Source organism: Streptomyces sp. NPDC053076, assembly GCF_044546845.1.
Taxonomy (GTDB): domain Bacteria; phylum Actinomycetota; class Actinomycetes; order Streptomycetales; family Streptomycetaceae; genus Streptomyces.
Genome location: NZ_JBITZL010000008.1, coordinates 448,621 through 473,483, shown reverse-complemented (window position 1 = coordinate 473,483; position 24,863 = coordinate 448,621). Strand labels below are relative to the sequence as shown.

Here is a 24,863-nt window from a genome sequence, read left to right as displayed (position 1 = left end):
AGGCCGAGGGCCCCGTCCGTGCCGCGGACGGGGTCCTCACCCGTTCCTAGGCCGTCGCCAGCGAGACCTCCGTCGACTTGATCAGGGCGACGACGTCGGAGCCCACGAAGAGGCCGAGGTCTCCGGCCGCGTCCTTGGTGATCGCGGCGGTCAGCTCGCCGCCGTCCACGGCGACCTTGACGGAGGCCATGGACTCGCCGAGCGTGAGACGGATGACCGTGCCGGGGAGCTGGTTGCGGATCGACAGGCCCTCGACCCGGCTGCTGGCGAGGGAGACCTCCGTCGACTTCACCAGTGCGCGCACCGCGGAACCCGGGGCCAGGCCGAGTTGCTCCACGGCCTCGAGCGTGATGGCCGCGGTCAGCACCTGGCCGCCGGTGAGCCGGACCTTGACGGTCGCCATGACTTCGCCCGCGTGCACCTCGGTGATGGTGCCGGGCAGCTGATTTCGGATGCTCAGGGTCATGGGCACCCACGGTAGAGCTCCGGTCCGGTCAGGCCAGGTATGCGTGGGTCTGCGTCGCTTTGACCGTCGCCCAGACCGACGCACCCGGATGCAGGTCCAGCTCGGCGGCGGCGACCGTCGTCAGGTCGGCGGCGAGCGGCAGTTCGCCGGCGAGGTCGGCGCGGATCTGGTCGCCGTGGGTCTCCAGCCCGGCGACCTCGCAGCGCCACAGGTTGCGGGCGCTGGCGCCGGAGGGCCGGTCACGGAACAGGGTCACCGCGGACGGCGGGAACGCCACGAAGACCGGTCCGGACAACTCCTCGGTGGTCGTGATCGCGGGCCCCTCGTCGAGCCGTACCGTGTGCCCGGCGGCCTGCCCGCGGTAGAGGTTGAGGCCGACGAGCTGCGCGATGTAGTCCGTGCGTGGATGCCGGGCGATGTCGGCGGGGGTGCCCTCCTGCACGACGCGGCCGTGCTCCACGACCACCAGCCGGTCCGCGAGCACCATGGCGTCCAGCGGGTCGTGGGTGACCAGCACGGAGACCGCCTCGAACTCGGCCAGATGGTGGCGGAGCTGGGCGCGCACCTCCAGCCGGGTTCGGGCGTCCAGGGCCGCCAGCGGCTCGTCCAGGAGCAGCAGCCGGGGCCGGGTGGCCAGGGCGCGGGCGAGGGCCACGCGCTGGGCCTGGCCGCCGGAGAGGCGGCGCGGTTTGACGCCCGCGTGGGCCGCCAGGCCCATCCGCTCCAGCCAGGCCGCGGCCTGGGCCCGGGCCTCGGTCCTGCTCGCGCCCCGGCAGCGGGGGCCGAAGGCGACGTTGTCCAGGGCGGACAGGTGCGGGAAGAGCAGATAGTCCTGGAAGACCACGCCGACCGGACGGGACTCCGGAGGAGTGTCCTCCAACGAGGTGCCGTCCAGGCACAGGTGGCCGTCGGTGAGAGGGGTGAGACCGGCGAGGGCGCGCAGGGCGGTGGTCTTTCCGGCACCGTTGGGGCCGAGGAGGGCGACGACGTCTCCGGGGGCCGCGGTCAGGGTGATGTCCAGGCGGAAGGCGGCGCGGCGGACCACGAGGTGGGCGTCCAGGCCGGCGCCGTCGGGTGCCGTACGGCGGCTGTCCGTCATGATGTCGTCATCCAGCGGTCCCTGAGCCCCGCCAGTACCGCGATCGACACGGCGAGCAGTACCAGGCTGAGGGCGACGGCGGCCTCGGGGTCGTTCTGCAGCGCGAGGTACACCGCGAGGGGCATGGTCTGGGTGCGGCCGGGGAAGTTGCCCGCGAACGTGATCGTCGCGCCGAACTCGCCGAGTGCCCGGGCCCAGGCCAGCACCGCGCCGGCCGCGACGCCGGGCGCGATCAGCGGCAGCGTGACGCGCCGGAACGCGGTGAAGCGGGACGCGCCCAGTGTGGTGGCCGCCTCCTCGTAGCGCGGGTCGGCGGCGCGCAGGGTGCCCTCGACGCTGATCACCAGGAACGGCATCGCCACGAACGCCTCCGCGATCACGACCCCGGTGGTGGTGAACGGCAGGGTGATCCCGAACCAGGCGTCGAGCCACTTGCCGATGACGCCGTTGCGGCCCAGCGCGAGCAGCAGTGCCACACCGCCCACCACCGGCGGCAGCACGAGCGGGAGGGTCACCAGGGCCCGTACCAGGCCCCGGCCGGGAAACTCCGTACGGGCAATCAACCACGCCAGCGGCACGCCGAGGACGAGGCTGACGGCGGTCGCCGCGGTGGCGCTGAACAGGGAAAGCTGGAGCGCCTGCCACACCTCGGTGCTGGTCAGCTGGTCCGGCAGGCTGCGCCAGGGCGCGCGGACGAGCAGCGCGAGCAGGGGCAGCAGCAGGAACGCCAGCGCCAGCAGGCCGGGCAGCAGCAGCGGCAACGGCACCCCGCGTCGGATCCCCGCGCCGACGCTGCGACGCCGCGGCCGGCCCGTGCGGGGGCCGGCTGTGACGCCGGGCTTGTCGAGCGAGGTCACGGCTTGAGGAACCCGGCCTCGCTCAGCACCTTCTGGCCCTCGGCGGACCGCACGAGAGCGATGAACGCCTTGGCGGTCTCGGCGTTCGGCGCGTTCTTCAGCAGGGCGATCGGGTAGTCGTTGATCGCCTTGGCGGACTCGGGGAACTCCACGCCCTCCACCTTGCCACCCGCGGCCTTCACATCGGTCTTGTAGACGACGGCCGCGTCGGCCTCCTTCAGTTCCACCTTGTTCAGGGCGCTCTTGACGTCCTGCTCGTAGGAGGCCGGGGTGAGCTTGAGCTTGCCGGCGTCCAGGGCCTTCTGCACGGCGGCGCCGCACGGCACGGTCTTGTCGCACAGGACGACCTTCAGACCGGATGTGGTCAGGTCCTTCAGGGAGGACACCTTGTCGGGGTTGCCCGGCAGGGTGGCGATCTCCAGCTGGTTGCGGACGAAGGTGGCCGGGGTGCCGGTCGCGTCGCCCTTGTCCGTCACGATCTTCATCGTCCTGGGGCTGGCGGCGGCGAAGACGTCCGCCGGGGCGCCGCCGGTGATGCTGGCGGCGAGGGTGTCACTGCCGCCGAAGTTGAAGCTGATCTTGGTGCCGGGGTGCTTGTTCTCGAACTCCTTGCCCAGGGCCGAGAAGCTCTCCTTCAGGGAGGCCGCGGCGAACACGGTGACGTCGCCGGACAGCTTCAGGGAGGTCGACGCGTCCGGGGAAGCGGCCGCGTCCTTCGAGTCCGACGAGGAGGAGCAGGCGCTGAGTGCCATCAGGGCGGCGGCCCCCGCACCGGCCAGCTGGAGTATCCGGCGGGTCCGGCGCACGGAACGGGTCATCACTGATCACTCCTCGGGTTCTGAGGGACAACGGTCGCGCCCAGGCACGGCCGGGCATCGGCCGTGCGGCGATGATACTGCCGCATCTGCCAGGTGAAAGTCTCCTGTCGCATCGCATGAGCTGCGCACCCGCGACTTGTAGCTTGCATGTGCGTTTGTACGGCCCTGCCGGGCGGGTACGGTGCTGCGGGAGGTGGTCGACGGTGACGCTCACGGAACTCGCCCTGACCGGCGATCTGGTACCACCGGCCCGGATGACCGTGCCGGATCTGCTGCGCCGGCCGCAGCACCGGGCGGACGTCAGCTTCGACTGCGCGACCAGCGGTGTCCAGCACCACCGGTTCGCCGGCCCGCGCCTGTACGACGTGCTCTGAACGCGCCGGGTCAGACGCGGTCGATGTGCACGTTCGTGGACTTCACGCGCGCGGTGGCCTCCATACCGACCTCCAGGCCCAGCTCCTCGACGGCTTCCCGGGTCAGCAGCGAGACGAGCCGGTGCGGGCCCGCCTGGATCTCCACCTGCGCGGCGACGTCGCCGAGCTTGATCGCGGTGACGATGCCGGGGAAGGCGTTGCGCACGGAGGTGTGCGAGGCGTCGTCCTCGCCACCGCCGCCCTTGGCCAGCTCGACGGAGAACGCGGCGAGGTCCCGGCCGTCGATGAGCCGTCGTCCGGCCTCGTCGCGGTGGGTGGCCACACGGCCGGCGTCGGCCCAGCGGCGGGCGGTGTCCGGGCTGACGCCGAGCAGCCGCGCGGCCTGGCCGATCGTGTAGGACTGCATGCCGGTCACGATAGGGCCAAGGACCGGGAACCCTGGACGTGGGGTTGGCCGTCGGGTGTAACGCGATACGACTCCAGTGCGCGCCCGGTTCCGTGCCCCGGTCTCAGCCGGTGTGCACCCGCGGCCTTCGCTCCCGGTTCGGTTCCGCCTCGCGCAGTACCTCGCGGGTGACCGGGGCGACCTCGCCCTGGCCGAAGAGGAAGAAGCGCAGGAAGTTGGCGAACGGACTGCCCTCGGTCCACTCGAAGTAGATGTGCGGGGTGCAGCCCGTGACGTCACGGACGTGCAGCAGCAGCGCGGCGAGGGCGTTCGGGATGGAGGCGGACTCCAGTGTCAGCACCCGGTAGCGGCCGTGCAGCACCTCGCCGCGCACGGTCAGTCCCGCCTCGAACTCGGACGGGTCGGTGACGGTGACCTCGGCGAAGACGAAGTCCTCCTGCTCGGGCATGTCGTTGTCGGCGCGGATCTGCTCGACCTTGTCGCGGTACTCCGCCTTGTCGCGGTGGCCCGGCTCATTGGCGATGAACCGTATCTTCCGGCTGGCCATGTCCCGGATGAAACGTTCCGCCATCGGATCGAGCGTCACGCTCGTCACGCGCAGCTCGAAGGCACGGGCCAGCCGGGACAGCAGCGAGACCAGCATGATGCCCGCGATGAAGCAGGCGCCGATCTTCACACCGTCCGGGCGCTCGATGACGTTCACCACGGTCGTGTACAGGAACACCGCCGCGATCACCCCGAACCCGATGGTCCAGCCCCGCTGATCCGCCTTGTGCGCGGCGATGGTCACCGCGATCGCCGCCGAGCTGATCAGCACCAGCACACCGGTGGCGTAGGCGCTGCCCTGCTTGTCGACGTTGGCGTCGAAGATCCAGGTCACCAGGAAGGCGACCAGCGTGAAGACGATGACCATCGGGCGGACCGCCCGCGCCCAGTGCGGGGCCATGCCGTAGCGGGGCAGATAGCGCGGCATCAGGTTGAGCAGGCCGGCCATGGCCGAGGCGCCCGCGAACCACAGGATGGCGATGGTCGAGACGTCGTACACCGTGCCGAAGCCGCTGCCGATGTACTCGTGCGAGAGGTAGGCGAGCGCGCGGCCGTTGGCCGCGCCGCCCGGCTTGAACTCCTTCTCCGGGATCAGCAGCGTGGTGATGAAGCTGGTGGCGATCAGGAAGCAGCTCATGATCAGCGCGGCCGTGGTCAGGAGCTTCTTGGTGTCCCTGATCCGGCCGGCGGGCCGCTGCTCGGTGTCGCCCGGGTCGCCCTGGACGTGGGGCATGACGGCGACGCCGGTCTCGAAACCGGACAGACCGAGGGCGAGTTTCGGGAAGACGATCAGCGCGACACCGATCATCACGAAGACGTTTCCGTGCTCCGCGGTCAGAGCGCTGCTCCAGTCGGTGACGACATGCCCGGCGGTGACGACGTGCCACAGGCCGACGATCACGACGACGACGTTGAGCGCGAGGTAGATGCCGACCAGGGCGACCGCGACGCCGATCGCCTCCAGGAAGCCCTTGAGGAACACCGCGCCGAGCAGGGCCACCAGGAACAGGGTGATCACCATCTGATGGCCGTGCAGGGTGCCGGTGAGGTGCGGGTTCTCCACCAGGTGGGTGGAGGCGTCGGCGGCCGAGAGCGTGATGGTGATCAGGAAGTCGGTCGCCGCGAAGCCCAGCAGGGTGAGCACGAAGAGCTTGCCCTGCCAGAACGACAGCAGCCGCTCCAGCATCGCGATGGAGCCCTCGCCGCGCGGGCTCTCCTCGGACACCCGCCGGTAGACCGGCAGGGCGCCGGCCAGGGTCACGACGACCAGCACGATCGTCGCGATCGGTGACAGCAGGCCGGCCGCCAGGGCCGCGATGCCGGGCTGGTAGCCGAGGGTGGAGAAGTAGTCGACACCGGTCAGGCACATCACCCGCCACCAGCGCTGTCCCTGGTGCGGGGGCTCCGGCTCGGCGTGCGGTCCGGTGTGCCCACCGCCCTTGCCCATGTCGGACAGGCCCTCCAGCATCCAGGCGCGCAGGCGGCTGGTACTGGGAGGGCGCTCGATCGTGGCCATCGCGTGCTCCTGACGTGCGGCTCAGCTCTTTCCGGCCATCACGCGGACGGCGGCACCAGCGTAAGCAGAGCGTGACGCTCGGGCCCACGGATCACGGGGTCGGAGGCGTCAAGCCTGCGTTAAGAATCGCCTGGCGGCGGAGAGACCGCGCGAAGAAGGGGAGGCCGGGGGCCGTGGCCTCGCGGCGGGACCGAACGGGTGACCGGACCGGGGCCGGCCGGACGGCTGACGGACGGCCACGAGCGTCATGGCCTACGACCACCGAGCGTCATGGCCTACGACGGCCGGAGCCACCCGCTCGCCCAGCGCGTGGCCGCTGCTCCACGCCCGACGACCAGCTGATCCCGTACTGGATCCGTCATTCCCTGCCGGACGCCTGGCCCATCACTCCATGCCGGACGCCCTGAACACCTCCAGGGCCGTTTCGCTGTCGAGGTGGTGGGCCAGCCGGCGCAGGGCGGTCCTGCCGCACAGCAGGGTGCCGGTCGCCTCGGTGCGGCGGGCGCCCTCGTCGAGCCGGTACCACAGGTCCGGGTTGCCGATCAGCACCTCGGGATCGATCTCGACCCGGTCGCCGAGGGCGTCGAGCAGCACCAGCCGCCGGCTCACGCCGTCCACCGGACGGTGTCCTCGCACAGCGCCGAGGTGTGGTCGCGGTGTCTCTCACAGGCCCCGGGTGTCGATGCGCAGGTGCCATGTGCAGCGCCGGTGTACGGACAGCAGCTCGGACTGCAGCGGGGACGGGGGTACCGCCAGGACGGGGCAGACCGCGTGGGCCAGGCAGTGCCGGGAGACCCGGCCCGCGAAGGCCCGCCGCAGACCGCGCCGCCCCGCGCCCACGACCAGCACGTCGTCGTCCCGGTCCGCGGTCGCCACCAGGGCCGGGCCCGGGGCGCCGCGCACGACGACGGGGTGCATCGGCACCCCGGGCCCCTCCGTGCCGAAGATCTCCTCGAGCACCGAGGCCAGCCGCTGCTTGGCCAGTCGCTGCCACTCCCCGACCGGCAGACCGGCGGCGGGGGAACGCCGCGCGGCGGAGTCCCCGCCCGGTGGTTCCCAGGCCAACACCGGCCACAGCTGCGCGCCCACTCGGCGGGCGAGCGCGGTGGCCCGCCGCAAGGCCGTGACGCTGCCCAGGGATCCGCTCACGCCGACCACCACTCGCGCGACCGCCGGGGTCTCGTAACCGGACATGCTTCCACCGTTCCGCGCGGGCGCCTGCGGGGTGCACCCGCGGCGCGCCCGTCCGCAAGGACTCCGCCTCCCTTTCTCCATCCCACTCCCGCACCGGCGATTCGACCAGCCGGACAGCTCGGACACACCCCACAGCCCACTTCTGCCGCTGAGGTTCGGCGCCCGAGCCGAAAGTTTCGGCTCCCTTGCGGAGGCGAGCGCGCGGATCCGCGGCGACCCCGTCGTCCTCGGTTCGCACCGCGGACGGTCATCGGCGGGTGCGTCACCGAGGGTCGCGCCGCCTTCGACCGGTTCGGCCGCGCTCCGCCCCCTCGTGTGCGACATCTTGACGCTCCCCACGCGCCTTTCTAGAGTCGCGGTTCGGAACGTTCGGTAAATCAGTCGAATGTTTCGGCTCCACCGTGTTCCGGCGGACAGTTCGGCGACCCTCGGTGGTGCCCGCCTTCTTGGTCGGAACCCTCTCCGAAGCAACTGCGAAAGTTTCGAAGGAGCACATGATGGGCGACCCTGCACTGTCCCGCCGCGGCTTCCTCACGGCCTCCGTCGCCGCCGGTCTCGGTGCGACTGCGCTCAGCGGCTGCGGCGGAGGCTCGGACGGAGGGTCGTCCTCGGGGACGACCACCATCGAGTGGTGGAACATCTCGACCACGGAACCGACCAAGACCGTCTGGGCCGGCCTCGCCAAGAAGTTCGAGGCCCAGCACCCCAAGGTCAAGGTCAAGATCGTGCAACTGGAGAACGACGCCTACAAGTCGAAGATGACCGCGCTGACCGCCTCCGGGAAACTGCCGGACATCTTCCACACCTGGGGCGGCGGCGTCCTGAAGCAGCAGGTCGACGCGGGGCTCGTCGAGGACCTCACCGACAGCACCAAGAGCTGGGCCGACGGGCTGCTGCCGGTCGCGAAGGAGCCGTACCTCCTGGACGGCAAGGCGTACGGCATCCCGTTCGACATCGGCATGGTCGGGTTCTGGTACAACAAGGCGCTCTTCGAGAAGGCCGGGATCGGTGCGCCGCCGACGACCTGGAGCGGCCTCCTGGACGCGGTGAGCAAGCTGAAGTCGGCGGGTGTCACCCCCCTCGCCCTGGCGGGCAAGGAGAAGTGGCCCGAGATGTACTACTGGGCGTACCTGGCGATGCGCACGGCCGGTGTCGAGGCGCTCCGGCAGGCCGCCGACAGCAAGGACTTCACCGGCGCCGGATTCGTCGAGTCCGGAGAGCACCTGAAGGAGCTGGTCGCCCTCCAGCCGTTCCAGAAGGGCTTCCTCGGCGCCGCCTACTCCACCCCGACCGGCCAGGCCGCCACCGTCGGCAACGGCAAGGCGGCGATGGAACTCATGGGGCAGTGGGCCCCGGTCGTGGAGGCGGACGCGGGCAAGGGTCTCGGCGCGAAGCTGGGCTTCTTCCCCTTCCCCGAGGTCGAGGGCGGCAACGGGAAGATCACCGAGGTGTTCGGCGGAGGCGGCGGTCACGCCCTGCGCAGCGGAGCCCCCGAGGCCGCCGCCGACTTCCTGAGGTTCTTCGCCACCGAGACCACTGACCGGGAACTGGTGAAGAGGACCGGGGTCCTGCCGGTCGTCCCGGCCGCCGAGAGCGTCCTCACCGACCCCAACCTCAAGGCCGTGCAGACGCAGTTGAAGGCCGCCACCGGCTTCCAGCTCTACCTCGACCAGGCGTACGCGCCCGCCGTTGGCCAGGAGGTCAACGACAGCGTTGCCGCGCTCGTCGCCGGGTCCAAGTCACCGGAACAGGTCGCGCGATCCATCACCAGGACCGCCAAGGAAGCGCAGTAAGCGGCGATGACCTCCACCTTCCTCCCGGACAAACGCGGCGGCCCGGCCGTCGGCCCGCCGCCCCCGGCCGTACGCGCGGCCCGTGGGCGGTCCCGGCGGCGCGTGCTGAACTGGCTCACCGCGGTCGGCTTCCAACTGCCGGCGCTGGTGCTGTTCATCGCGCTGGTGCTGCTGCCGATGCTGTTCGCGCTGTACGCCGCCTTCTTCCGCTGGGGCGGCTTCGGCATGCCCTCCGACTACACCGGCGGCGACAACTTCACCCAACTCTTCCAGGACGACGTCTTCCTGGGCGACCTGTGGCGCTGCCTGGTCCTGGTCGTGCTCTCGCTCGCGCTCCAACTGCCCTTCGCGCTCGCCATGGCGGTGCTGCTCAACCAGCGGCTGCGGGGCCGGGCCGTGTACCGGATGCTGTTCTTCGCGCCGTACGTCCTGTCCGAGGCCATCACCGGCGTGCTGTTCAGCATGGTCTTCGCCCCGGAGGACGGACTGGCCGACCACGTCCTGGGCGCCGTCGGACTGGACGGTCTGGGCGGTGAGTGGTTCGCCGACCCCTCCTCGGTCATGGCGGTCCTCTTCCTCGTCATGACCTGGAAGTACTTCGGCTTCCACATGATGCTCTACCTGGCCGGACTGCAGTCCGTCCCGCCCGAGTTGACCGAGGCGGCACTGATCGACGGCGCCAATGCCTGGCAGCGGTTCCGCAACGTCACGCTGCCGCTGCTCGCACCGACCCTGCGTATCAGCGTCTTCCTTTCCGTGATCGGGTCGATCCAGCTGTTCGACCTGGTCTGGGTGATCACCCAGGGCGGCCCGGACCACCACTCCGAGACGATGGCCGTGACGATGTTCCAGTTCGGCTTCAGGCGCTACCAGGCCGGCTACGCCAGCGCGATCAGCGTGGTCATGTTCGGTATCTGCCTCGTCTTCGCCCTCGCCTACCAGCGGTTCGTGCTCCGCCGCGACCTCGAGGGCGCCACCACGACGATGAGGGGGGACGGCAAGTGACCCGGAAGACCAGGGCCGTACGGGCCCTGCCGCTGCACGGGATCCTCGTCGCGGTCGGCGCGCTGATGGCCGTGCCCCTGCTGTACGCCGTGCTGTCGGGTTTCAAGTCCACCGACGAACTCTCCCGCAACCCCTTCGGGATGCCCGAGCACTGGCTGACCGGCAACTACACCGGCATCCTCGGCTCGGGCGACTTCTGGCGGCTGGTCGGCAACAGCACGCTGATCGCGGTGGGCACGACCGTGCTGGTGGTCGCCGTGTCCGCGCTCGCGGCCTTCTCCTTCGCGCGGTTCGCCTTCCGCGGCCGGGAGGTGCTGTTCACCGTCTTCACGATGGGGCTGATGTTCCCCTTCGCCGTGGCCGCCCTGCCGCTGTTCCTGCTGCTGCGCCATGTGGGTCTGCTGGACAACCCGCTGGGTGTGGTCCTCCCGCAGGCCGCCTTCGGGCTGCCGATGACGATCATCATCCTGCGGGGCTTCTTCCGGGAGATCCCCGGCGAACTGGAAGAGGCGGCCACGCTCGACGGATGCACCGCCTTCGGGTTCTTCTGGCGGGTGCTGCTGCCCATGGCCCGGCCGGCGCTCGGCACGGTCTCGGTGCTGGCGGTGGTCACCAGCTGGAACAACTTCTTCCTGCCGCTGCTGGTGTTCACCGACAGCACCTGGTGGACGCTGCCCATCGGTGTCCAGCAGTTCCAGGGGCAGTACTCGGCGGAATATGCCCGCGTCTTCGCCTATCTCGTCCTGGCCATGGTCCCCGCCCTCGCCTTCTACACGGTCGCCGAACGCCAGCTGGTCGGCGGTCTCACCGCAGGGGCCACCAAGGGATAGCCCTCTCGCCTGGTGTCCGGCCACGGTCCGCGGCCACCTTCGGGCATGCGTCGGGGCCGGTCGCACCGGGATGCGTGCGGCCGGCCCCTCGGGTCACTGTGCCGTGCTCAGGCGGCGGTCATCACCTGATCCGCACCGAGCGGACGGTGCGGGGCGATGATGCGGCCGTCGGGCAGCAGCTCGCCGGTGTCCTCGAAGAGCAGGACGCCGTTGCACAGCAGGCTCCATCCCTGTTCCGGGTGGTGCGCCACGAGGCGGGCACACTCCCGGTCGGCGGATTCGGCTGGCGGGCAGGGCGGCTGGTGCTGGCACATGGGCGGGATCTCTCGGTCTGTTGTGATCATGTCCGTCCCCCGTGATGAAGAGTCGGTCTGCAACCAGTGTTGTCCTCCGCGAGTCATTCCGCAGGGATTTCACAGCACCGCTTCTCATAGGTTCATGACGCGTCACCCGCGCGGACGGTTCAGTCCAACTGCACTGTCACTTTGGGTGGTTCGCAGTGGTCGGATAGGACTAGTCCGGATGGCGGGTGGCGCGGACCGACGAAAAAACAGTCGTACCCCGCTTCCCTTCCGGGCAGCGGGGTACGCGGGCGTCGATCAGGCGGGCGAGCCGAGCACAGGCGAGCCGAGCAGGGGAAGAGGAGTCGCCCGATGGGTCAGTACCGGAAGCAACTCGGCGACCCGGAAGGGCCGGTGGGCCGAGATGCCGGGAGGGGCCGGCGCCAGTGGGACGAGCAGGTCGGTGGCGGCCGGATGGCCCTCCGTGCCGTCGCCGGAGCAGTCCCCGTGCAGCCACAAGGTGAGCATGTACAGACCGGGCACGGACAGCAGTCGCGCCTGGTACGGCTGTGGCAGCGCTTCGGCCTGTTGCAGCGCGCGCTCGGTGGAGACGACGTACGGACCCTCGAAGAAGTGCGAGAAGGCCCAGCCGTCGGGAGTGAGCATGGTCTCGGCCGCGGCCACCGCGCGATCGCCGCACCGGATCAGGAAGCGCCAGCCGGCCAGCCGGGTCGAGGACAGACCTTGCGCGGTGATCCGGTCCAGCACGTGGACGGGGAGCGGGAGTTCCGGTGTCGTCGGCCCCTGCGCGGCGCGCAGGGAGGGGGTGCGGGCCTCGCGGACCGCGGTGGGCGAGCCGAGGGCGGTGAGGACGGAGCGCAGGGCAGGCGCGGGGGCAGGGGGCACGTGCAGCGGCATGTGGGTCGCCTCTCATCTGACAGGCGCGGCGGCGCGAGGAGGGGTGGGGCGGACGGCGCTGTCTGCTCACGGAAGGCCGGAGAGGTGGGGGCCCAGGTCGGTGTGAACGAGGGTGCGGCTCGGTCTGCCGCCCGTCAACCGGGGCGGCAGGAACTCCTCGGAAACCAGGACCGAGGCTGCCACCTTCTGCCTTGTGAGCGAAGTTTATACGACGCGTGTTCGGCCGATGTTTCGGCTATCCGATTCCGGTTCGCGAGGCAAGGCTGAATTGCGCCGACGATTTGCGGAAATCATCCCCATTTCCGAGCCGGTCCCCGCGTCTGACCTCCCGATACGCGCCGGTAACGGTCGGCCGATTGTCGTCGGCGTTTTTCACGAGGCGTTCGGGGCACTCGAAGGTGCACCTTGCGGCATGCCTCGTGAATGTGCCGCCGGGAACATTGCGACAGAGTAGCGGGCAGCGGCCCCGCGCGGGACGTTATCGATCGCTTCGGCTGGGCATCATCCCACCTGACCCGGGAGAGCCCGGCGGCCGGATCGTCGGCCCGCCCATCCGAGGAGGGACACTTCGATGGGGGAGAAGGTGGTGGCGGGGCAGTTCGATCTGTCCGATCGCCAGCGCTACCGCGAAAAGCTCCAGCAGTGCTTGACGGGACTGGAGCGACTGTTGGGCGAGAAGCGATTCGACCGTCCCAAGAACCTCATGGGAGTCGAGATCGAACTGAATCTCGCCGGGTCCGACGGCATGCCTAAAATGTTGAACGGGCAGGTACTGGAGCGGATCGCCAGTCGCGATTTCCAAACAGAACTCGCCATGTTCAACCTGGAAGTCAACATCGCCCCGCACCGCTTGGGCGGCCGGGTATTCGACCGGCTCGCCGAGGAGCTGCGTACCTCGCTCGCCTACGCCGACCGCAAGGCCGGCGAGGTGGACGCGGGCATCGTGATGATCGGCATCCTGCCCACCCTCGACCGGGACGACCTGGTCTCCTCCAACCTCTCCGAGGTCGACCGCTACACCCTCCTCAACGACCAGATCGTCGCCGCCCGCGGAGAGGACTTCCGCCTCGACATCGAGGGCGAGGAGCACCTCGTCTGCACGTCCAAGTCGATCGTCCCCGAGGCCGCGTGCACCTCCGTGCAACTGCACCTCCAGGTCACCCCGGGACGGTTCGCGGACGTGTGGAACGCGGCCCAGGTGGCCTCCGCCCCCCAGATCGCCGTCGGCGCCAACTCGCCGTTCCTCTTCGGGCACGAGCTGTGGCGCGAGTCCCGGCCCCCGCTGTTCCTGCAGTCCACCGACACCAGGCCGCCCGAGCTGCAGGCGCAGGGCGTACGGCCGCGCACCTGGTTCGGCGAGCGGTGGATCTCCTCCGCCTACGAACTGTTCGAGGAGAACCTGCGGTACTTCCCGGCGCTGCTGCCGATCTGCGACGACGAGGAGCCGCTGGAGGTCATCGAGGCCGGCGGGGTGCCCCGGCTCGCCGAACTCGTCCTGCACAACGGCACGATCTACCGCTGGAACCGGCCGGTGTACGGCATCGCGGACGGCGTTCCGCACCTCAGGGTGGAGAACCGGGTGCTGCCGGCCGGGCCGACCATCACCGACGTGATCGCCAACGCGGCCTTCTACTACGGACTCGTCCGCGCCCTCGCCGAGGACTCCCGGCCGGTGTGGACGCGGCTGCCGTTCGCCGCGGCCGAGGCGAACTTCGACGCGGCGTGCCGGCACGGCATCGACGCGCGCTTCGTCTGGCCCCGGCGGGGACGGTACGGCGGCACGGGCGAGGTGGACGCGGTCACACTCATCCGTGACGAGCTGCTGCCGCTCGCCTCCGCCGGGCTGGACGCGTGGGGCGTGGAGGCCGCCGACCGGGACCTCTACCTGGGCGTGATCGAGGAACGCTGCCGGCGCCGGGTCAACGGCGCGTCCTGGCAGGCGGCCACCTTCCACCGGGCACTGGAGCAGGGGCTCTCCCGCGAGGCGGCCCTGGCGGCGACGACACGCCGGTATGCCGAGCTGATGCATGTGGGCGAGCCGGTGCACACGTGGCCGGTGGGGCTGCCGGAGGCGGTGCCGCTCGGCTGAGGGCCGGTTTCTCCGGGCGCGGCCGCGAGTGGCCGTACCCTTCTGCGATCCTTGCCGGGCGAAGGTGGGCCAGTGGCCCGTGAGCCGGCTGGAGGCAGGGGTGCAGGTGGAGGCTGACGCGGTGGGCGAATCCGTGGCCCCGGAGCGTGATCCGCGGCGGATCCTGCGGGACGAGACGCTGCTCGTCCTCGGGCTCTCACTCGGGGCGAGCGGAGTGTCCGCGCTGATCAGCTTCATCGGCTCGGTCACCAAGCCGGGCGGTCTGAAGGACCAGGCGGCCACCCTCAACGCCTCGGCCGCGCCCGGCCGTCCGTGGCTCGACCTCGCCTGGCAGCTCTTCGGCATCGCCTCCGCGCTGGTCCCCGTGGCTCTCGTCGCCCACCTGCTGCTGCGCGAGGGCCGGAGCATGCGGACCCTGGGCTTCGACCGCACCCGGCCCTGGCCCGACCTGGCCCGGGGCGCCGGGATCGCGGCCGTGATCGGCAGCACCGGCATCGCCTTCTACCTGGCCGCCCGCGGCCTCGGCTTCAACCTCACCGTCGTACCCGAGGCACTTCCGGACGTGTGGTGGAAGTACCCGGTGCTGATCCTCTCCGCGATGCAGAACGCGATCCTGGAAGAGGTCATCGTCGTCGGCTACCTGCTGCGCAGGCTGGGCCAGTTGGGCTGGACCCCGGGCACCGCGCTGGTGGCCAGCGCCGTCCTGCGCGGCTCGTACCACCTCTACCAGGGCATCGGCGGTTTCCTCGGCAACATGGTCATGGGCGTGGTGTTCGTCTGGCTGTACCGCCGCTGGAACCGGGTCGGTCCGCTGGTCGTCGCGCACTCCCTGCTCGACATCGGCGCCTTCGTCGGCTACGCCCTCCTCGCGGGCAAGGTGGGCTGGCTGCCGACGGCCTGAGCGCACGGGCCGTCGGCGGACCGTTCAGGCGCGCAGCTCACCCTCGATGACCGTCACGGCGCGGCCGATGAGCAGGGTGCGCTCCGCGCGGAGACCGGTCCGGACCAGTCCGGTGCGGCGGGATGCCTGGAGGCCGGTGAGGTCGTCGCGGCCCAGGCGGGCGGACCAGTACGGGGCGAGTGCGGTGTGGGCGCTGCCGGTCACCGGGTCCTCGTCGATGCCGACGTTCGGGAAGAAGCAGCGGGAGACGAAGTCGTAGCCACGGGCGGGATCCCCGGCGCGGGCGGTGGCGATGATGCCCCGCGAGGAGTAGGCGCCGAGGGCCTTGTGGTCGGGGGAGAGGCCGAGGACGGTCTTTTCGTCGGCCAGCTCCACCAGCAGGTCGCCGACGTTCGGGCCGGTGTCGAAGGCGGCGACCGGTTCCGCGCCGAGCGCCCCGGCGATCCCGGCCGGGACCTCGGCCGGGGTGAGCGGGGCGGTCGGGAAGTCGAGCGTGATCGAGCCGTCCTCGGCGGGCGTGGCGGTCAGCACACCGCTGCGGGTGGCGAACCGCACCGGCCCCTCGTGGGCGCCGGTGGTGTGCAGGACGTGGGCCGTGGCAAGGGTGGCGTGCCCGCACATCGCGACCTCGGCGACCGGCGTGAACCAGCGCAGCGCCCAGTCGGCCGCACCGCCCTCGGGCAGCCGGTGCGCGAACGCCGTCTCGGCGTGGTTGACCTCCATGGCGACGTTCTGCAGCCAGTCGTCGTCCGGGAAGACGTCCTCCAGGAGCAGGACTCCGGCCGGGTTGCCGGCGAAGGGGCGGTCGGTGAAGGCGTCCACGATTCGTATGCGCATGACGCCGACGCTAGTGCCCGCGCCGGCCCGCGGACCAAGGCCAATTCACGAGTCCCGGATCGTTTCCCGCCCGGCCGTCAGGCGTGCGCGGCCATCGGGCGAGCCGGGCGATGCCGAACGACGTTCGAGGCGGACCAGGTCATCGAGGACCAGCAGCCCTGTCTGGGGTCCCTCGGCTCCTGGGAGGCGTGGGAACGGTGGCGGGACGTGGTGGTCGAGCGCTACGAGGCTCAGGGGGACGAGCGCCCGCTCGGGTCGCTGTTCACCCGCGTTGTCGACCAGGACGTCGATACGGCCGCCGGGGACCTCGGTCGCCTCGCGCACCAGGGCCCGGAAGGCGGCGGCGCTTCCGTCCTGCGACCAGCAAATCGGACTTGCGAGTCCGGAATCTCACCCTGTCCTTCGCGAGCCCTCCTGGGCCCCTTCCCGTCCCTCCCCCCGCTGTCTCCTGTGACCCGCCCGTCCTTTGCGGGAACAAAACGCTCATCGCTGCCCTGGCCGCAGACGGCACCCCGCTCGCTGCTGGTCATTACCACCCAGCGAACGGCACCACCGAGATCGGCGGTGTCGGCACCCTTCCCACCGCCCGCCGCCAGGGCCTGGCCGCCGCCGTCACGGCGGCACTGGTCACCCACGCTCGCGACAACGGGGTGGGCACCGTCTTCCTCGCCTATGCGGAGGACACCGTCGCTCGCATCTACTCACGTCTGGGCTTCCGCCCTGCCGGCAGCACCCTTCTGATCGCCAACCAACCCGCGCGGTCGTAGGTTCGCAGGCTGGAAAAGCTTGCGCTGGTGGTCGGGAGCGTGCCGGCGCTTGCGTGTGCCGTCGTGCCAGTGCAGCCAGAACGGCTGTGAGGCGACCGCGACCACGTGCGGATCACGGTCCAGCAGGATCAGTCGGTCCCTCTCCAGCCACGGTTCGTAACCCACGTGATCCCGCATCGTCGACGAGCAGTACCAGCCGGCGAACCCCTGGCTGTCCTTGTGCCAGCTGAACTCCCGCACCAAAGAGGGTGGTCGGAGGGGGTTGTCAGCGACTTGCTTCCGATATATCGTTGAAGCATCGCGAACGATACGCGATGCATACGTGACAGATCGGCGATGGAATGGAGTGATCGCGATGCGTACCCACGGATTCGAGCGGGGACATCGGCACGAGGGCCGCGGCCGCCGGGGCATGGGCGGCTTCGAGGGCCGGCGGGCCGCCTTCGGTCCGTTCGGGCCTGGCGGTCCGGGCGGTCCGGGCTTCGGCCCCGGCGGACCTGGTTTCGGACCGGGCCCCTGGGGGCCGCGAGGGCGGGGCGGCCCACGGGGCCGGGCGCGGCGCGGGGACGTGCGCGCCTCGATCCTGGCCCTGCTCACGGACCGGCCCATGCACGGCTACGAAATGATCCAGGAGATCGCCGAACGCAGCGGCGGCGCCTGGAAGCCCAGCCCCGGCTCGGTCTACCCCACCCTCCAGCTGCTGGAGGACGAGGGCCTGATCGCCAGCGAGAGCGAAGGCGGGAAGAAGCTGTTCGCCCTGACCGAGAGCGGACGCACCGCCGCCGAGGGGGGTCCGGAGGCCCCCTGGGAGGAGGCTTCGCGCGGAGTCGACTGGGAGGCCCTCACCGAGATCCGCCAGGCGGGCTTCGGGCTGATGGAGGCATTCGGCCAGGTCTGGAAGACCGGCAGCAAGGAGCAGCGCGAGAAGGCGCTGGCCGTCGTCAACGACGCCCGCAAGAAGCTGTACCTCATCCTCGCCGACGAGCACTGAGGCTCGTACGGCAGCCCTGGGCGCCCCGTGCGGAATCCGCGCGGGGCGCCCTGGTGCGTGCTGCGCTCAGGACACCAGGCCGCCCAGCTTGCGCAGCGACTCGTGCAGGGCGCCCGTCGCCGAGTCCTTGAGCCTGCCCGCCATCAACGACACCGCGGCACCGGTGAACTCGCCGTCGATCCGGACCGTCGTGGCCTCGCCGTCCGGGATCAGCGTGTAGCGGGTCGCGACGGTCACCGCCATCGGGCCCTTGCCGCGGATGGCGAACAGCCGGGCGGGCTCCAGCTCCTCGATGGTCCAGTCGACCTCGGCCGGGAAGCCCATCAGCTTCATGTTCTCCTGGAACGTCCCGCCCACGGCCAGGGTCGCGGGGCCGCCTCCGGGGAAGCTGGTGTGGGTCGCGTTCCACGCCCCGTACGACGGCCAGTCGGTGAGCTGGGCCCACACCTTCTCGGCCGGTGCCTGGATGCGTGCCTCGGCGCTGACTTCGGCCATGCGACCACCCCTTCGGGTCGGGCGTATCGGGCTACCGTGTCGCGGAACGTAGCCGGAGGGGCGCCAACATTCAATACTGATGAACCGTCAGATCGGTTCGGGAGGCCGGCCCGGACCCACGCGCCGTATCAGCGCCGTGTCGAACAGCTCCCACGCGCGCGGGCGGGCGCTCTCGTCGTGGCAGTGCCACGCCTGCCGGAACAGGTCGGCGAGCAGCCCGTCCTCCGGAGCGTGGACCCGGTACACGTCCTGCTTGCCGTCGACCGCCGGCAGCGCCACAAGCCAGCACCCGCGTGCGCTTCCCATGTTGCTGTGGGACGTGCACCGGCACGCCGCGGTTGCTTTCGAGGCGCAGGGCAAGTCGGCACGCGCCCCCTTGCGCGGGATCGGCCGGATCTCCTCCGCAAGGATGAGATCCGGGTCGGCCATGTCCACTCCCCGTGGGACGCGGAAATGGTTCCCCTCGTGGATGCCCCGATCCGCGGCGGCTGATGAGCTAGGGGGTGTGCAACCCCGTACAGCCCGCCTGACCGCCCACGGCGCAGCGGTTCCGCACCAGGACGGCGCTGCCTGGCTCGATGCCGCGCCGGCAGCGGTGGTCGCCGGTGCCCGCCGCAGGGCCGTCCGGGACCGGGACCGGCAGACCGACACCGCCCATCTGCTCCACGCCCTGCTGGAACACGACCCCGAGGTCCGCGCCGCCGTGGGCGAGCCCCGGCGACTCGCCCGGCTCCTCGGCTACCTCGCGCAGCGCAGCATCGGCTACGGACTGCGCTGGCAGGGCAGCGTGGAGGATTCCGGCGCGATCCCCCCGGCCGCCGCCCCGGCCGGCCCCGAGGGGCCTACCGGAGCGGCCGAGGACCGGACCGCCGCCGCGCCTCCCGTCCCCGCCGCCGACCGGGACGGTGCCGACCGGCACCGTCCCGGCCGGGACGCCGGGAGCTGGTCTCCCGCCGCGGCCATGGCCCTCGCGGACGCCCGCGCCCGCGCCCGGCGCCGGGGCGCGCCCCGCGTCACCGGCACCGACCTGCTCGCGGCGCTCGCCGCGAACCCGCGGTGCCGGGCCGTCGAGGTCCTCGAACGCGCCGGCGTCCCGGCCCGCGAACTGGCCGCGCGGATCGAGGCCGGGGGCGGCGAGTACGCCCCCGAGGGGGAGGCGATCTGCTGACGGCCGGGCCGTCCACCAGCTGAGACAGGTGTCAACAGGGGTGACGCTCCTGTCGGCGGCTGTCATCATGTGCCGGTGCATACGTCTGTGAGCAATCAGAGCCCCGGCAAGGGAGCCGGACTCGGCCTCGCGCTCGCCTCGGCGCTGGCCTTCGGCGGATCCGGTGTGGCCGCCAAGCCGCTGATCGAGGCGGGACTCGACCCGCTGCACGTGGTGTGGCTGCGGGTGGCGGGCGCCGCCCTGGTGATGCTTCCCCTCGCCGTACGGCACCGCGCCCTGCCGCGCCGCCGGCCCGCCCTGCTCGCCGGGTTCGGGCTGCTCGCCGTCGCCGGTGTGCAGGCGTGCTACTTCGGCGCGCTCTCCCGGATCCCGGTCGGCGTGGCCCTGCTCGTCGAGTATCTGGCGCCCGCCCTGGTGCTGGGGTGGGTGCGCTTCGTGCAGCGGCGGCCCGTCGCGCGCGCCGCCGCGCTCGGCGTGGTCCTCGCCGCGGGCGGCCTCGCCTGTGTGGTGGAGGTCTGGTCGGGGCTGAGCTTCGACGCGCTGGGCCTGGTGCTCGCCCTCGGTGCCGCCTGCTGCCAGGTCGGCTACTTCGTCCTCGCCGACCAGGGCAGCGACGCGGGCGAGACGGCGCCCGACCCGCTCGGCGTCATCGCCTACGGGCTGCTCGTCGGCGCCGCCGTGCTGACGGCCGTCGCCCGCCCCTGGAGCATGGACTGGTCGGTGCTGGCCGGCTCAGCGGACCTGAACGGCACCGCCGTACCGGCCGTCGCCCTGCTCGCCTGGGTGGTGCTGGTCGCCACGGTGATCGCGTACATCACCGGCGTGCTGTCCGTGCGCCGGTTGTCGCCGCAGGTCGCCGGGGTCGTCGCCTGCCTGGAGGCGGTCATCGCGACCGTGCTGGCCTGGGTGCTGCTCGGCGAGCACCTGTCCGCGCCGCAGGTCACCGGCGGCGCGGTCGTCCTGGTCGGCGCGTTCATCGCCCAGTCCTCGGCCCCCGCCAAGAACTCCACGGAACCGGTCGCCTCGGGCGGCGCGGAGCGGGAGTTGTCCGCCCGTGGCACCGCTGCCTGAGGTGCGGACCATGCCGTCGAACGCACTCGGCCTTCCGTCTCCGGCCGTTTGAGGCGGGGTGCCGGGACACCGGCCCTCCGCCCGGCTGCTCATGGGCGAGCGGCTCGGTGCCGGCGGGAGCGGCGGCCGCCGGGCCGGCCGTGCTCAGCCATGCTCAGGACGGGCTCACCCTCGGGATCCAGTCCGGTCAGCGGCTCACGGCCACCTCGGCGGCCGGCACCCTGCTGATACTCGGAGCCGTCGCGGGCCTCGCGGTGCGCGAGACCCGCGGGGCCGGCCCCGGTGAGGTCGTCGGTCACAGCACTAGCGAGGCGCCAGGTACTCCGGCAGGTCGATGCCGGGCGCCAGGTCGGCGTTGGCGACCGGGGTGTCGTACCCCTTGCGGAGCGGGACGACCCCGGCCCAGTGCGGCAGGGAGAGGTCTTCCGGCTCGTCGTCGGCGCCGCCCGCGCGGACCTTGGCCGAGACTTCCTCCAGATCCAGGCGGATGACCGCGGTGGCGGCCAGCTCCTTCTTGTTCGCGGGCCGGGAGTCGGCGGAACGGCCCGGTACGACGTGGTCGACCAGCGCGTCCAGGGCCAGCCGCCGCTCCTCGGGGTCGGTGACTTCGTGCGCGATGCCGTGCACCACGACCGAGCGGTAGTTGATCGAGTGGTGGAAGGCGGAGCGGGCCAGCACCAGCCCGTCGACGTGGGTGACCGTCAGGCACACCGGCAGGCCGGGGTCGGTCCGGCCCGTCATCCGCAGCGGGCGCGAACCGGTGGACCCGTGGACGTAGAGCCGCTCGCCGACCCGGCCGTACAGCGTCGGCAGCACCACCGGGGCGCCGTCCCGGACGAAACCGAGGTGGCAGACGTATCCCTCGTCGAGTATCGCGTGCACCAGCTCCTTGTCGTACGAGGCCCGCTCCGCGGAGCGCGTGGGCACGGTCCGGTCGGTCGGCGTGTAGGCGGCGGCCCGCGGTTCCTCGGTCGTGCCCTGCATGACGTGGCCCTCCATGGTGATCGGGGTTTGAGAACTGTTTTCCACTAGTGCATAATGCTGTTTGTGCTAGGAGAATATCGGATCACGGGGCGTGGTGCAGCCGAGATCGCGGCGGACATCGAGGAGGCGGTCGGCGCCGGGGAGCTGGAGCCCGGCCAATCCCTCCCGCCCATGCGGGAGTTGGCGACGCGGCTGGGCGTGAACCCGAACACGGTCGCCGCCGCCTATCGCACCCTGCGCGAACGCGGGGTGATCGAGACGGCCGGCCGCCGGGGCAGCCGTATCCGCCCCAAGCCCGCCACCACCGGCCGTGCGCAACTGCGGGTGGAGGTGCCCCCCGGAGGCCGTGACCTCTCCACGGGCAACCCGGACCCGGCCCTGCTGCCCCGCCTGGCCCCGGCCCTGGCCGCGGCGGCCGAGCAGAGCGACCGGCGGCCCGCCCTCTACGGCGACGATCCCGTCGACGCCGGTCTCGTCCGCATCGCCCGCGCCGAACTCGACGCCGACGGCGTCCCCGCGGGCCCGCTGACCGTGACCTCCGGCGCACTCGACACCATCGAGCGCGTGCTCATCGCGCACCTCAGAGCCGGTGACACGGTCGCCGTCGAGGACCCCGGCTGGGGGAGCGTCCTCGATCTCGTCCCCGCCCTGGGCCTGCACACGGCCCCGGTCCGCGTGGACGACGACGGGCCCCGCGCGGACGACCTGCGCCGCGCCCTGGAGGCCGGGGCCCGCGCCCTGATCGTCACCGGCCGCGCCCAGAACCCGACCGGTGCCTCGGTGAGCGCCACACGCGCGGGTGCCCTGCGCGCGGTGCTGCGGGACCACCCGGGAACTCTGCTGATCGAGGACGACCACGGCCACGGCATCGTCGACCTGCCGCTGCACCCCCTCGCGGGCGTCACCCGTCACTGGGCCTTCGTCCGTTCCGCCGCCAAGACCTACGGCCCCGACCTGCGCCTGGCCGTCCTGGCCGGCGACCCCGTCACCGTCGACCGGGTCCGGGGCCGCCAGCGCCTGGGCCCCGGCTGGGTGAGCCTGCTCCTGCAACGGACCGTGACCCACCTGTGGACGGCCGGCGCGGTGGACCGGGCGGCGGTGGCGCGGTCGTACGGCGCCCGCAGGGACGCCCTGGTCGAGGCACTGGCGCAGCGCGGGGTCACCGCCCACGGCCGCAGCGGCATGAACGTCTGGGTACCGGTACCCGACGAGACGGGTGCGGTGGCCCGTCTCGTGCAGAGAGGCTGGGCGGTCGCCCCGGGGGCCAGCTTCCGCATCGCCTCCCCGCAGGGCATCCGCGTCACGGTCTCGACGCTCACGGCGGCGGACATCACCCCGCTGGCCGACGCGGTGGCGGCAGCGGTTCGCCCGAGCCCGGCGCGGGTCTACGGATAAGGGACCGCTGAGGGGGCCGCGGGACACGTGCGCACAACCGCACACCGGCCCCCGCGCCCGGGCATCCCCTCAGGCGCTCTTCGGCCTGAACTGAGTGAGTGCGGCCCCCGCGATGACGATGACCGCTCCCACCGGCGTGGTCCAGCGCAGCGACTCCCCGAGAATCGCCACGCCCGCAGCCGTGGCGATGACGGGGATGAAGTACGTGACCATCTGAGCGGTGGTGGGCCCGACCTCGGCGACCAGCCCGTACTGGATGAGCACCGCGAGCCCCGTGCCCAGCGCGCCCAGCGCGGCGACGGCCAGCAGCGGAACGAACGAGAAGTGCTCGGGAACGGTGGTGAACAGCGGGGTCACGACGGCCAGTTGCACCGTGGCCAGCAGCAGCTGCCCGCCGGTCATGGACAGATGCGAGTTCCCCGTGCCGGCCAGCGTCCGGCGGACGTAGATCCAGCCCACCGGGTAGCTCAACGAGGCCAGCAACGCCATCGCCGTGCCCGTGGCGTCCAGGCCCTGGAAGCCCTGCCAGACCCCCAGGACCGTCAGCACGCCCAGGAAGCCGAGCGCGAGGCCGGCGACCCGGACCCGGGTGGGCCGGTCCTCGGACAGCGCGACCAGCGACAGCACCATGCCCCACAGGGGAGACGTGGCGTTGCAGATGCTGGCCAGCGTGGACGGGACCGTCAGCTCGGAGTAGGCGAAGAGGGAGAACGGCAGGGCGTTCAGCAGGAAAGCGGCGACCGCCATGTGCCCCCACGGCCGGGCCCCGCGCGGCAGCCGCTCCCGCTTCACGGCCATCGCCGCCACCAGCACGGCCGTACCGAACGCGAGCCGTCCGAGAGTGACCTGGAACGGTGCGTACCCCTCGGTCCCCACCTTGATCAGCAGAAAACTGAAGCCCCAGATCAGCGACAGGGCGCCGAAGCGGAGCCGCCAGTCCAGGCGGGGACGGGCGGGGGCGGATGCGGAGGACCGCGTGCGGGACGTGGTGACCGTGCTCATGGGATCAAAGATGCCGGAGGCGACCTCGTAGGACAATCGAGAATTCACTGCGGATATCTCTTAGGATTGCTTACATGTTGAACCTGGAGCGCCTGCGCACCCTGGACGCACTGGCCCGGCACGGCTCGGTCAGCGCCGCCGCCGGCGCGCTGCACGTCACCACGTCCGCGGTATCGCAGCAACTGGGCAAGCTGGAACGGGAGATCGGCCAGCAGCTGCTGGCCAAGAACGGCCGCGGGGTACGGCTGACGGACGCCGGCCGACTGCTGTCGGAGCACGCGGCGCGCATCCTGTCGCAGGTCGAGCTGGCCGAGTCCGACCTGGAGGCGCACCGCGGCCAGGTCGTCGGCGAACTCCGGCTGTCGGCGTTCCCGACCGCCGCCCGCGGCCTGTTCCCCGCCGCGCTCGGCGCGCTGCGCACCGAGCACCCCGGCCTGCGCGTGCGCTCCAGTGAGCTGGAACCGGAGCAGGGCATCGCCGGGGTGGTCCGCGGCGATCTCGACCTCGCGGTGGTCCTGGACTGGTACAACAAGCCGATGCCCGTGCCCGACGGCCTGGTCAAGGCGCCCCTGCTGGACGACCCGGCCGATGTCGCCATGTCCGTCGGGCACCGGCTCGCGGACCGGGACGAGGTGGACCTGACCGAGTTCGCGGAGGACGAGTGGATCACCTGGGGTGAGGGCGAGTTCTGCCACGAGTGGCTGCTGTTCACCCTGCGGTCCAAGGGCGTGGAGCCGATCATCGGCCACCGTGCCGGCGAGACGCACACCCAGCTCGGCCTCGTCGCGGCCGATCTCGGCGTGTGCATCGCGCCGCTGCTGGGCCGGCAGCCGCTGCCCGAGGGCGTGACCCTCGTACCGCTCAAGCAGCGCGTGCGCCGCCATGTGTACGTGATCTGGCGGGCGGACGCCGACCGCCGCCCCTCCATCCGGGCTGCCGTGGAGGCGTTGCGCGAGACCGCCCGGAAACTCGGCTGACGCAGGACCGCCCGGGAAGGGTGACGCGCGGGGGCCGCCCGGGAAGGGTGACGCGCGAGGACCGCCGGAAAGGGCGACCCACG

The 24,863-nt window shown here is 71.6% G+C and carries 28 protein-coding genes and 1 pseudogene; 12 read left to right on the top strand and 17 right to left on the bottom strand.

All coding sequences use genetic code 11. The features are described 5' to 3' along the window. Positions 1–46: 46 nt before the first annotated feature. Genes ACIGYR_RS30755 through modA form a run of 4 tightly spaced genes read right to left on the bottom strand, consistent with a single transcriptional unit; the run spans position 47 to position 3,240 of the window. Entirely contained in the window at positions 47–466 is a 420-nt protein-coding gene (locus ACIGYR_RS30755) for a molybdopterin-binding protein (protein ID WP_399604809.1), read from the bottom strand. A 28-nt stretch (positions 467–494) separates the two neighbouring features. Continuing rightward, positions 495–1,565 carry an ABC transporter ATP-binding protein gene (locus ACIGYR_RS30750; RefSeq protein WP_391843180.1) on the bottom strand — a complete coding sequence of 357 codons (1,071 nt, stop codon included), beginning with the start codon at positions 1,563–1,565 and terminating at the stop codon, positions 495–497. Further along, complete coding sequence (gene modB, locus ACIGYR_RS30745) at positions 1,562–2,422, bottom strand: molybdate ABC transporter permease subunit (protein ID WP_399604812.1); 861 nt, start codon at positions 2,420–2,422, stop codon at positions 1,562–1,564. The genes ACIGYR_RS30750 and modB overlap by 4 nt, the downstream gene beginning before the upstream one ends. After that, positions 2,419–3,240: a molybdate ABC transporter substrate-binding protein gene (gene modA / locus ACIGYR_RS30740; RefSeq protein ID WP_399604814.1), complete on the bottom strand. Its 822-nt coding sequence runs from the start codon at positions 3,238–3,240 to the stop codon at positions 2,419–2,421. Before modA ends, modB begins: the two co-directional genes overlap by 4 nt. A gap of 203 nt (positions 3,241–3,443) precedes the next feature. Between modA and ACIGYR_RS30735 the strand changes: the two genes are divergently transcribed. After that, a complete protein-coding gene (locus ACIGYR_RS30735) occupies positions 3,444–3,614 on the top strand; it encodes a hypothetical protein (protein ID WP_399605292.1) in 171 nt (56 codons plus the stop codon). Positions 3,615–3,624: 10 nt separating this feature from the next. On the opposite strand, the gene ACIGYR_RS30730 is transcribed toward ACIGYR_RS30735, so the two are convergent. From ACIGYR_RS30730 to ACIGYR_RS30715, 4 genes are all read right to left on the bottom strand, one after another. Further along, positions 3,625–4,020, bottom strand: coding sequence for a molybdopterin-binding protein (locus ACIGYR_RS30730; protein WP_391843186.1), 396 nt, complete (start codon positions 4,018–4,020; stop codon positions 3,625–3,627). 103 nt (positions 4,021–4,123) lie between these two features. Continuing rightward, entirely contained in the window at positions 4,124–6,082 is a 1,959-nt protein-coding gene (locus tag ACIGYR_RS30725; protein WP_399604816.1) for an amino acid transporter, read from the bottom strand. A gap of 384 nt (positions 6,083–6,466) precedes the next feature. Then, complete coding sequence (locus ACIGYR_RS30720; RefSeq protein WP_399604818.1) at positions 6,467–6,700, bottom strand: hypothetical protein; 234 nt, start codon at positions 6,698–6,700, stop codon at positions 6,467–6,469. 45 nt (positions 6,701–6,745) lie between these two features. Next, positions 6,746–7,276 carry a universal stress protein gene (locus ACIGYR_RS30715; RefSeq protein WP_391843190.1) on the bottom strand — a complete coding sequence of 177 codons (531 nt, stop codon included), beginning with the start codon at positions 7,274–7,276 and terminating at the stop codon, positions 6,746–6,748. A gap of 497 nt (positions 7,277–7,773) precedes the next feature. On the opposite strand from ACIGYR_RS30715, the gene ACIGYR_RS30710 reads away from it, so the two are divergent. The 3 genes from ACIGYR_RS30710 (at position 7,774) to ACIGYR_RS30700 (ending at position 10,904) form a co-directional block, all read left to right on the top strand. Beyond that, on the top strand, positions 7,774–9,069 hold the full coding sequence (locus ACIGYR_RS30710) for an extracellular solute-binding protein (protein ID WP_399604821.1): 1,296 nt from the start codon (positions 7,774–7,776) through the stop codon (positions 9,067–9,069). A gap of 6 nt (positions 9,070–9,075) precedes the next feature. Next, complete coding sequence (locus ACIGYR_RS30705) at positions 9,076–10,074, top strand: carbohydrate ABC transporter permease (RefSeq protein WP_399604823.1); 999 nt, start codon at positions 9,076–9,078, stop codon at positions 10,072–10,074. Positions 10,075–10,139: 65 nt separating this feature from the next. Then, a complete protein-coding gene (locus tag ACIGYR_RS30700; protein ID WP_399605275.1) occupies positions 10,140–10,904 on the top strand; it encodes a carbohydrate ABC transporter permease in 765 nt (254 codons plus the stop codon). Positions 10,905–11,011: 107 nt separating this feature from the next. On the opposite strand, the gene ACIGYR_RS30695 is transcribed toward ACIGYR_RS30700, so the two are convergent. Then, positions 11,012–11,218, bottom strand: coding sequence for a DUF5999 family protein (locus tag ACIGYR_RS30695; protein WP_391844088.1), 207 nt, complete (start codon positions 11,216–11,218; stop codon positions 11,012–11,014). Between the two features lie 285 nt (positions 11,219–11,503). After that, complete coding sequence (locus ACIGYR_RS30690) at positions 11,504–12,103, bottom strand: hypothetical protein (RefSeq protein WP_391843196.1); 600 nt, start codon at positions 12,101–12,103, stop codon at positions 11,504–11,506. Between the two features lie 571 nt (positions 12,104–12,674). Between ACIGYR_RS30690 and ACIGYR_RS30685 the strand changes: the two genes are divergently transcribed. Continuing rightward, positions 12,675–14,192, top strand: coding sequence for a glutamate--cysteine ligase (locus ACIGYR_RS30685; RefSeq protein WP_391843198.1), 1,518 nt, complete (start codon positions 12,675–12,677; stop codon positions 14,190–14,192). A 100-nt stretch (positions 14,193–14,292) separates the two neighbouring features. Next, entirely contained in the window at positions 14,293–15,093 is an 801-nt protein-coding gene (locus ACIGYR_RS30680) for a CPBP family intramembrane glutamic endopeptidase (protein ID WP_391844090.1), read from the top strand. Positions 15,094–15,117: 24 nt separating this feature from the next. Here the strand turns inward: ACIGYR_RS30680 and ACIGYR_RS30675 are convergent, their stop codons facing one another. Together ACIGYR_RS30675 and ACIGYR_RS30670 are read right to left on the bottom strand one after the other, a co-directional pair. Further along, on the bottom strand, positions 15,118–15,930 hold the full coding sequence (locus tag ACIGYR_RS30675) for a PhzF family phenazine biosynthesis protein (protein ID WP_399604826.1): 813 nt from the start codon (positions 15,928–15,930) through the stop codon (positions 15,118–15,120). A gap of 45 nt (positions 15,931–15,975) precedes the next feature. Continuing rightward, complete coding sequence (locus ACIGYR_RS30670) at positions 15,976–16,254, bottom strand: hypothetical protein (protein WP_399604828.1); 279 nt, start codon at positions 16,252–16,254, stop codon at positions 15,976–15,978. 50 nt (positions 16,255–16,304) lie between these two features. Between ACIGYR_RS30670 and ACIGYR_RS30665 the strand changes: the two genes are divergently transcribed. Then, the gene (locus ACIGYR_RS30665; RefSeq protein ID WP_399604830.1) at positions 16,305–16,697 is read left to right on the top strand and encodes a GNAT family N-acetyltransferase; all 393 of its coding nucleotides are present in this window, start codon (positions 16,305–16,307) and stop codon (positions 16,695–16,697) included. 27 nt (positions 16,698–16,724) lie between these two features. On the opposite strand, the pseudogene ACIGYR_RS30660 reads toward ACIGYR_RS30665, so the two are convergent. After that, positions 16,725–16,985, bottom strand: a pseudogene (locus ACIGYR_RS30660) (hypothetical protein); the annotation flags it as partial. 67 nt (positions 16,986–17,052) lie between these two features. Between ACIGYR_RS30660 and ACIGYR_RS30655 the strand changes: the two are divergent. Next, entirely contained in the window at positions 17,053–17,688 is a 636-nt protein-coding gene (locus tag ACIGYR_RS30655; RefSeq protein WP_391843212.1) for a PadR family transcriptional regulator, read from the top strand. Between the two features lie 66 nt (positions 17,689–17,754). On the opposite strand, the gene ACIGYR_RS30650 is transcribed toward ACIGYR_RS30655, so the two are convergent. Together ACIGYR_RS30650 and ACIGYR_RS30645 are read right to left on the bottom strand one after the other, a co-directional pair. After that, positions 17,755–18,183, bottom strand: coding sequence for an SRPBCC family protein (locus ACIGYR_RS30650; protein WP_391843214.1), 429 nt, complete (start codon positions 18,181–18,183; stop codon positions 17,755–17,757). 87 nt (positions 18,184–18,270) lie between these two features. Next, positions 18,271–18,462: a hypothetical protein gene (locus ACIGYR_RS30645; RefSeq protein ID WP_399605277.1), complete on the bottom strand. Its 192-nt coding sequence runs from the start codon at positions 18,460–18,462 to the stop codon at positions 18,271–18,273. Positions 18,463–18,688: 226 nt separating this feature from the next. On the opposite strand from ACIGYR_RS30645, the gene ACIGYR_RS30640 reads away from it, so the two are divergent. Together ACIGYR_RS30640 and ACIGYR_RS30635 are read left to right on the top strand one after the other, a co-directional pair. Further along, positions 18,689–19,351: a Clp protease N-terminal domain-containing protein gene (locus ACIGYR_RS30640; protein ID WP_399604832.1), complete on the top strand. Its 663-nt coding sequence runs from the start codon at positions 18,689–18,691 to the stop codon at positions 19,349–19,351. Positions 19,352–19,420: 69 nt separating this feature from the next. Next, positions 19,421–20,422: an EamA family transporter gene (locus ACIGYR_RS30635; RefSeq protein WP_399604834.1), complete on the top strand. Its 1,002-nt coding sequence runs from the start codon at positions 19,421–19,423 to the stop codon at positions 20,420–20,422. A gap of 303 nt (positions 20,423–20,725) precedes the next feature. On the opposite strand, the gene ACIGYR_RS30630 is transcribed toward ACIGYR_RS30635, so the two are convergent. After that, positions 20,726–21,406, bottom strand: coding sequence for a pyridoxamine 5'-phosphate oxidase family protein (locus ACIGYR_RS30630; RefSeq protein ID WP_399604836.1), 681 nt, complete (start codon positions 21,404–21,406; stop codon positions 20,726–20,728). Between the two features lie 63 nt (positions 21,407–21,469). Between ACIGYR_RS30630 and ACIGYR_RS30625 the strand changes: the two genes are divergently transcribed. Then, a complete protein-coding gene (locus ACIGYR_RS30625; protein WP_399604838.1) occupies positions 21,470–22,801 on the top strand; it encodes an aminotransferase class I/II-fold pyridoxal phosphate-dependent enzyme in 1,332 nt (443 codons plus the stop codon). Between the two features lie 69 nt (positions 22,802–22,870). Here ACIGYR_RS30625 and ACIGYR_RS30620 read toward each other — a convergent pair whose 3' ends face one another. After that, positions 22,871–23,803, bottom strand: a complete 933-nt coding sequence (locus tag ACIGYR_RS30620) for a DMT family transporter (protein WP_399604840.1) — start codon at positions 23,801–23,803, stop codon at positions 22,871–22,873. 74 nt (positions 23,804–23,877) lie between these two features. On the opposite strand from ACIGYR_RS30620, the gene ACIGYR_RS30615 reads away from it, so the two are divergent. Next, a complete protein-coding gene (locus ACIGYR_RS30615; protein WP_399604842.1) occupies positions 23,878–24,780 on the top strand; it encodes a LysR family transcriptional regulator in 903 nt (300 codons plus the stop codon). Positions 24,781–24,863 lie beyond the last annotated feature (83 nt).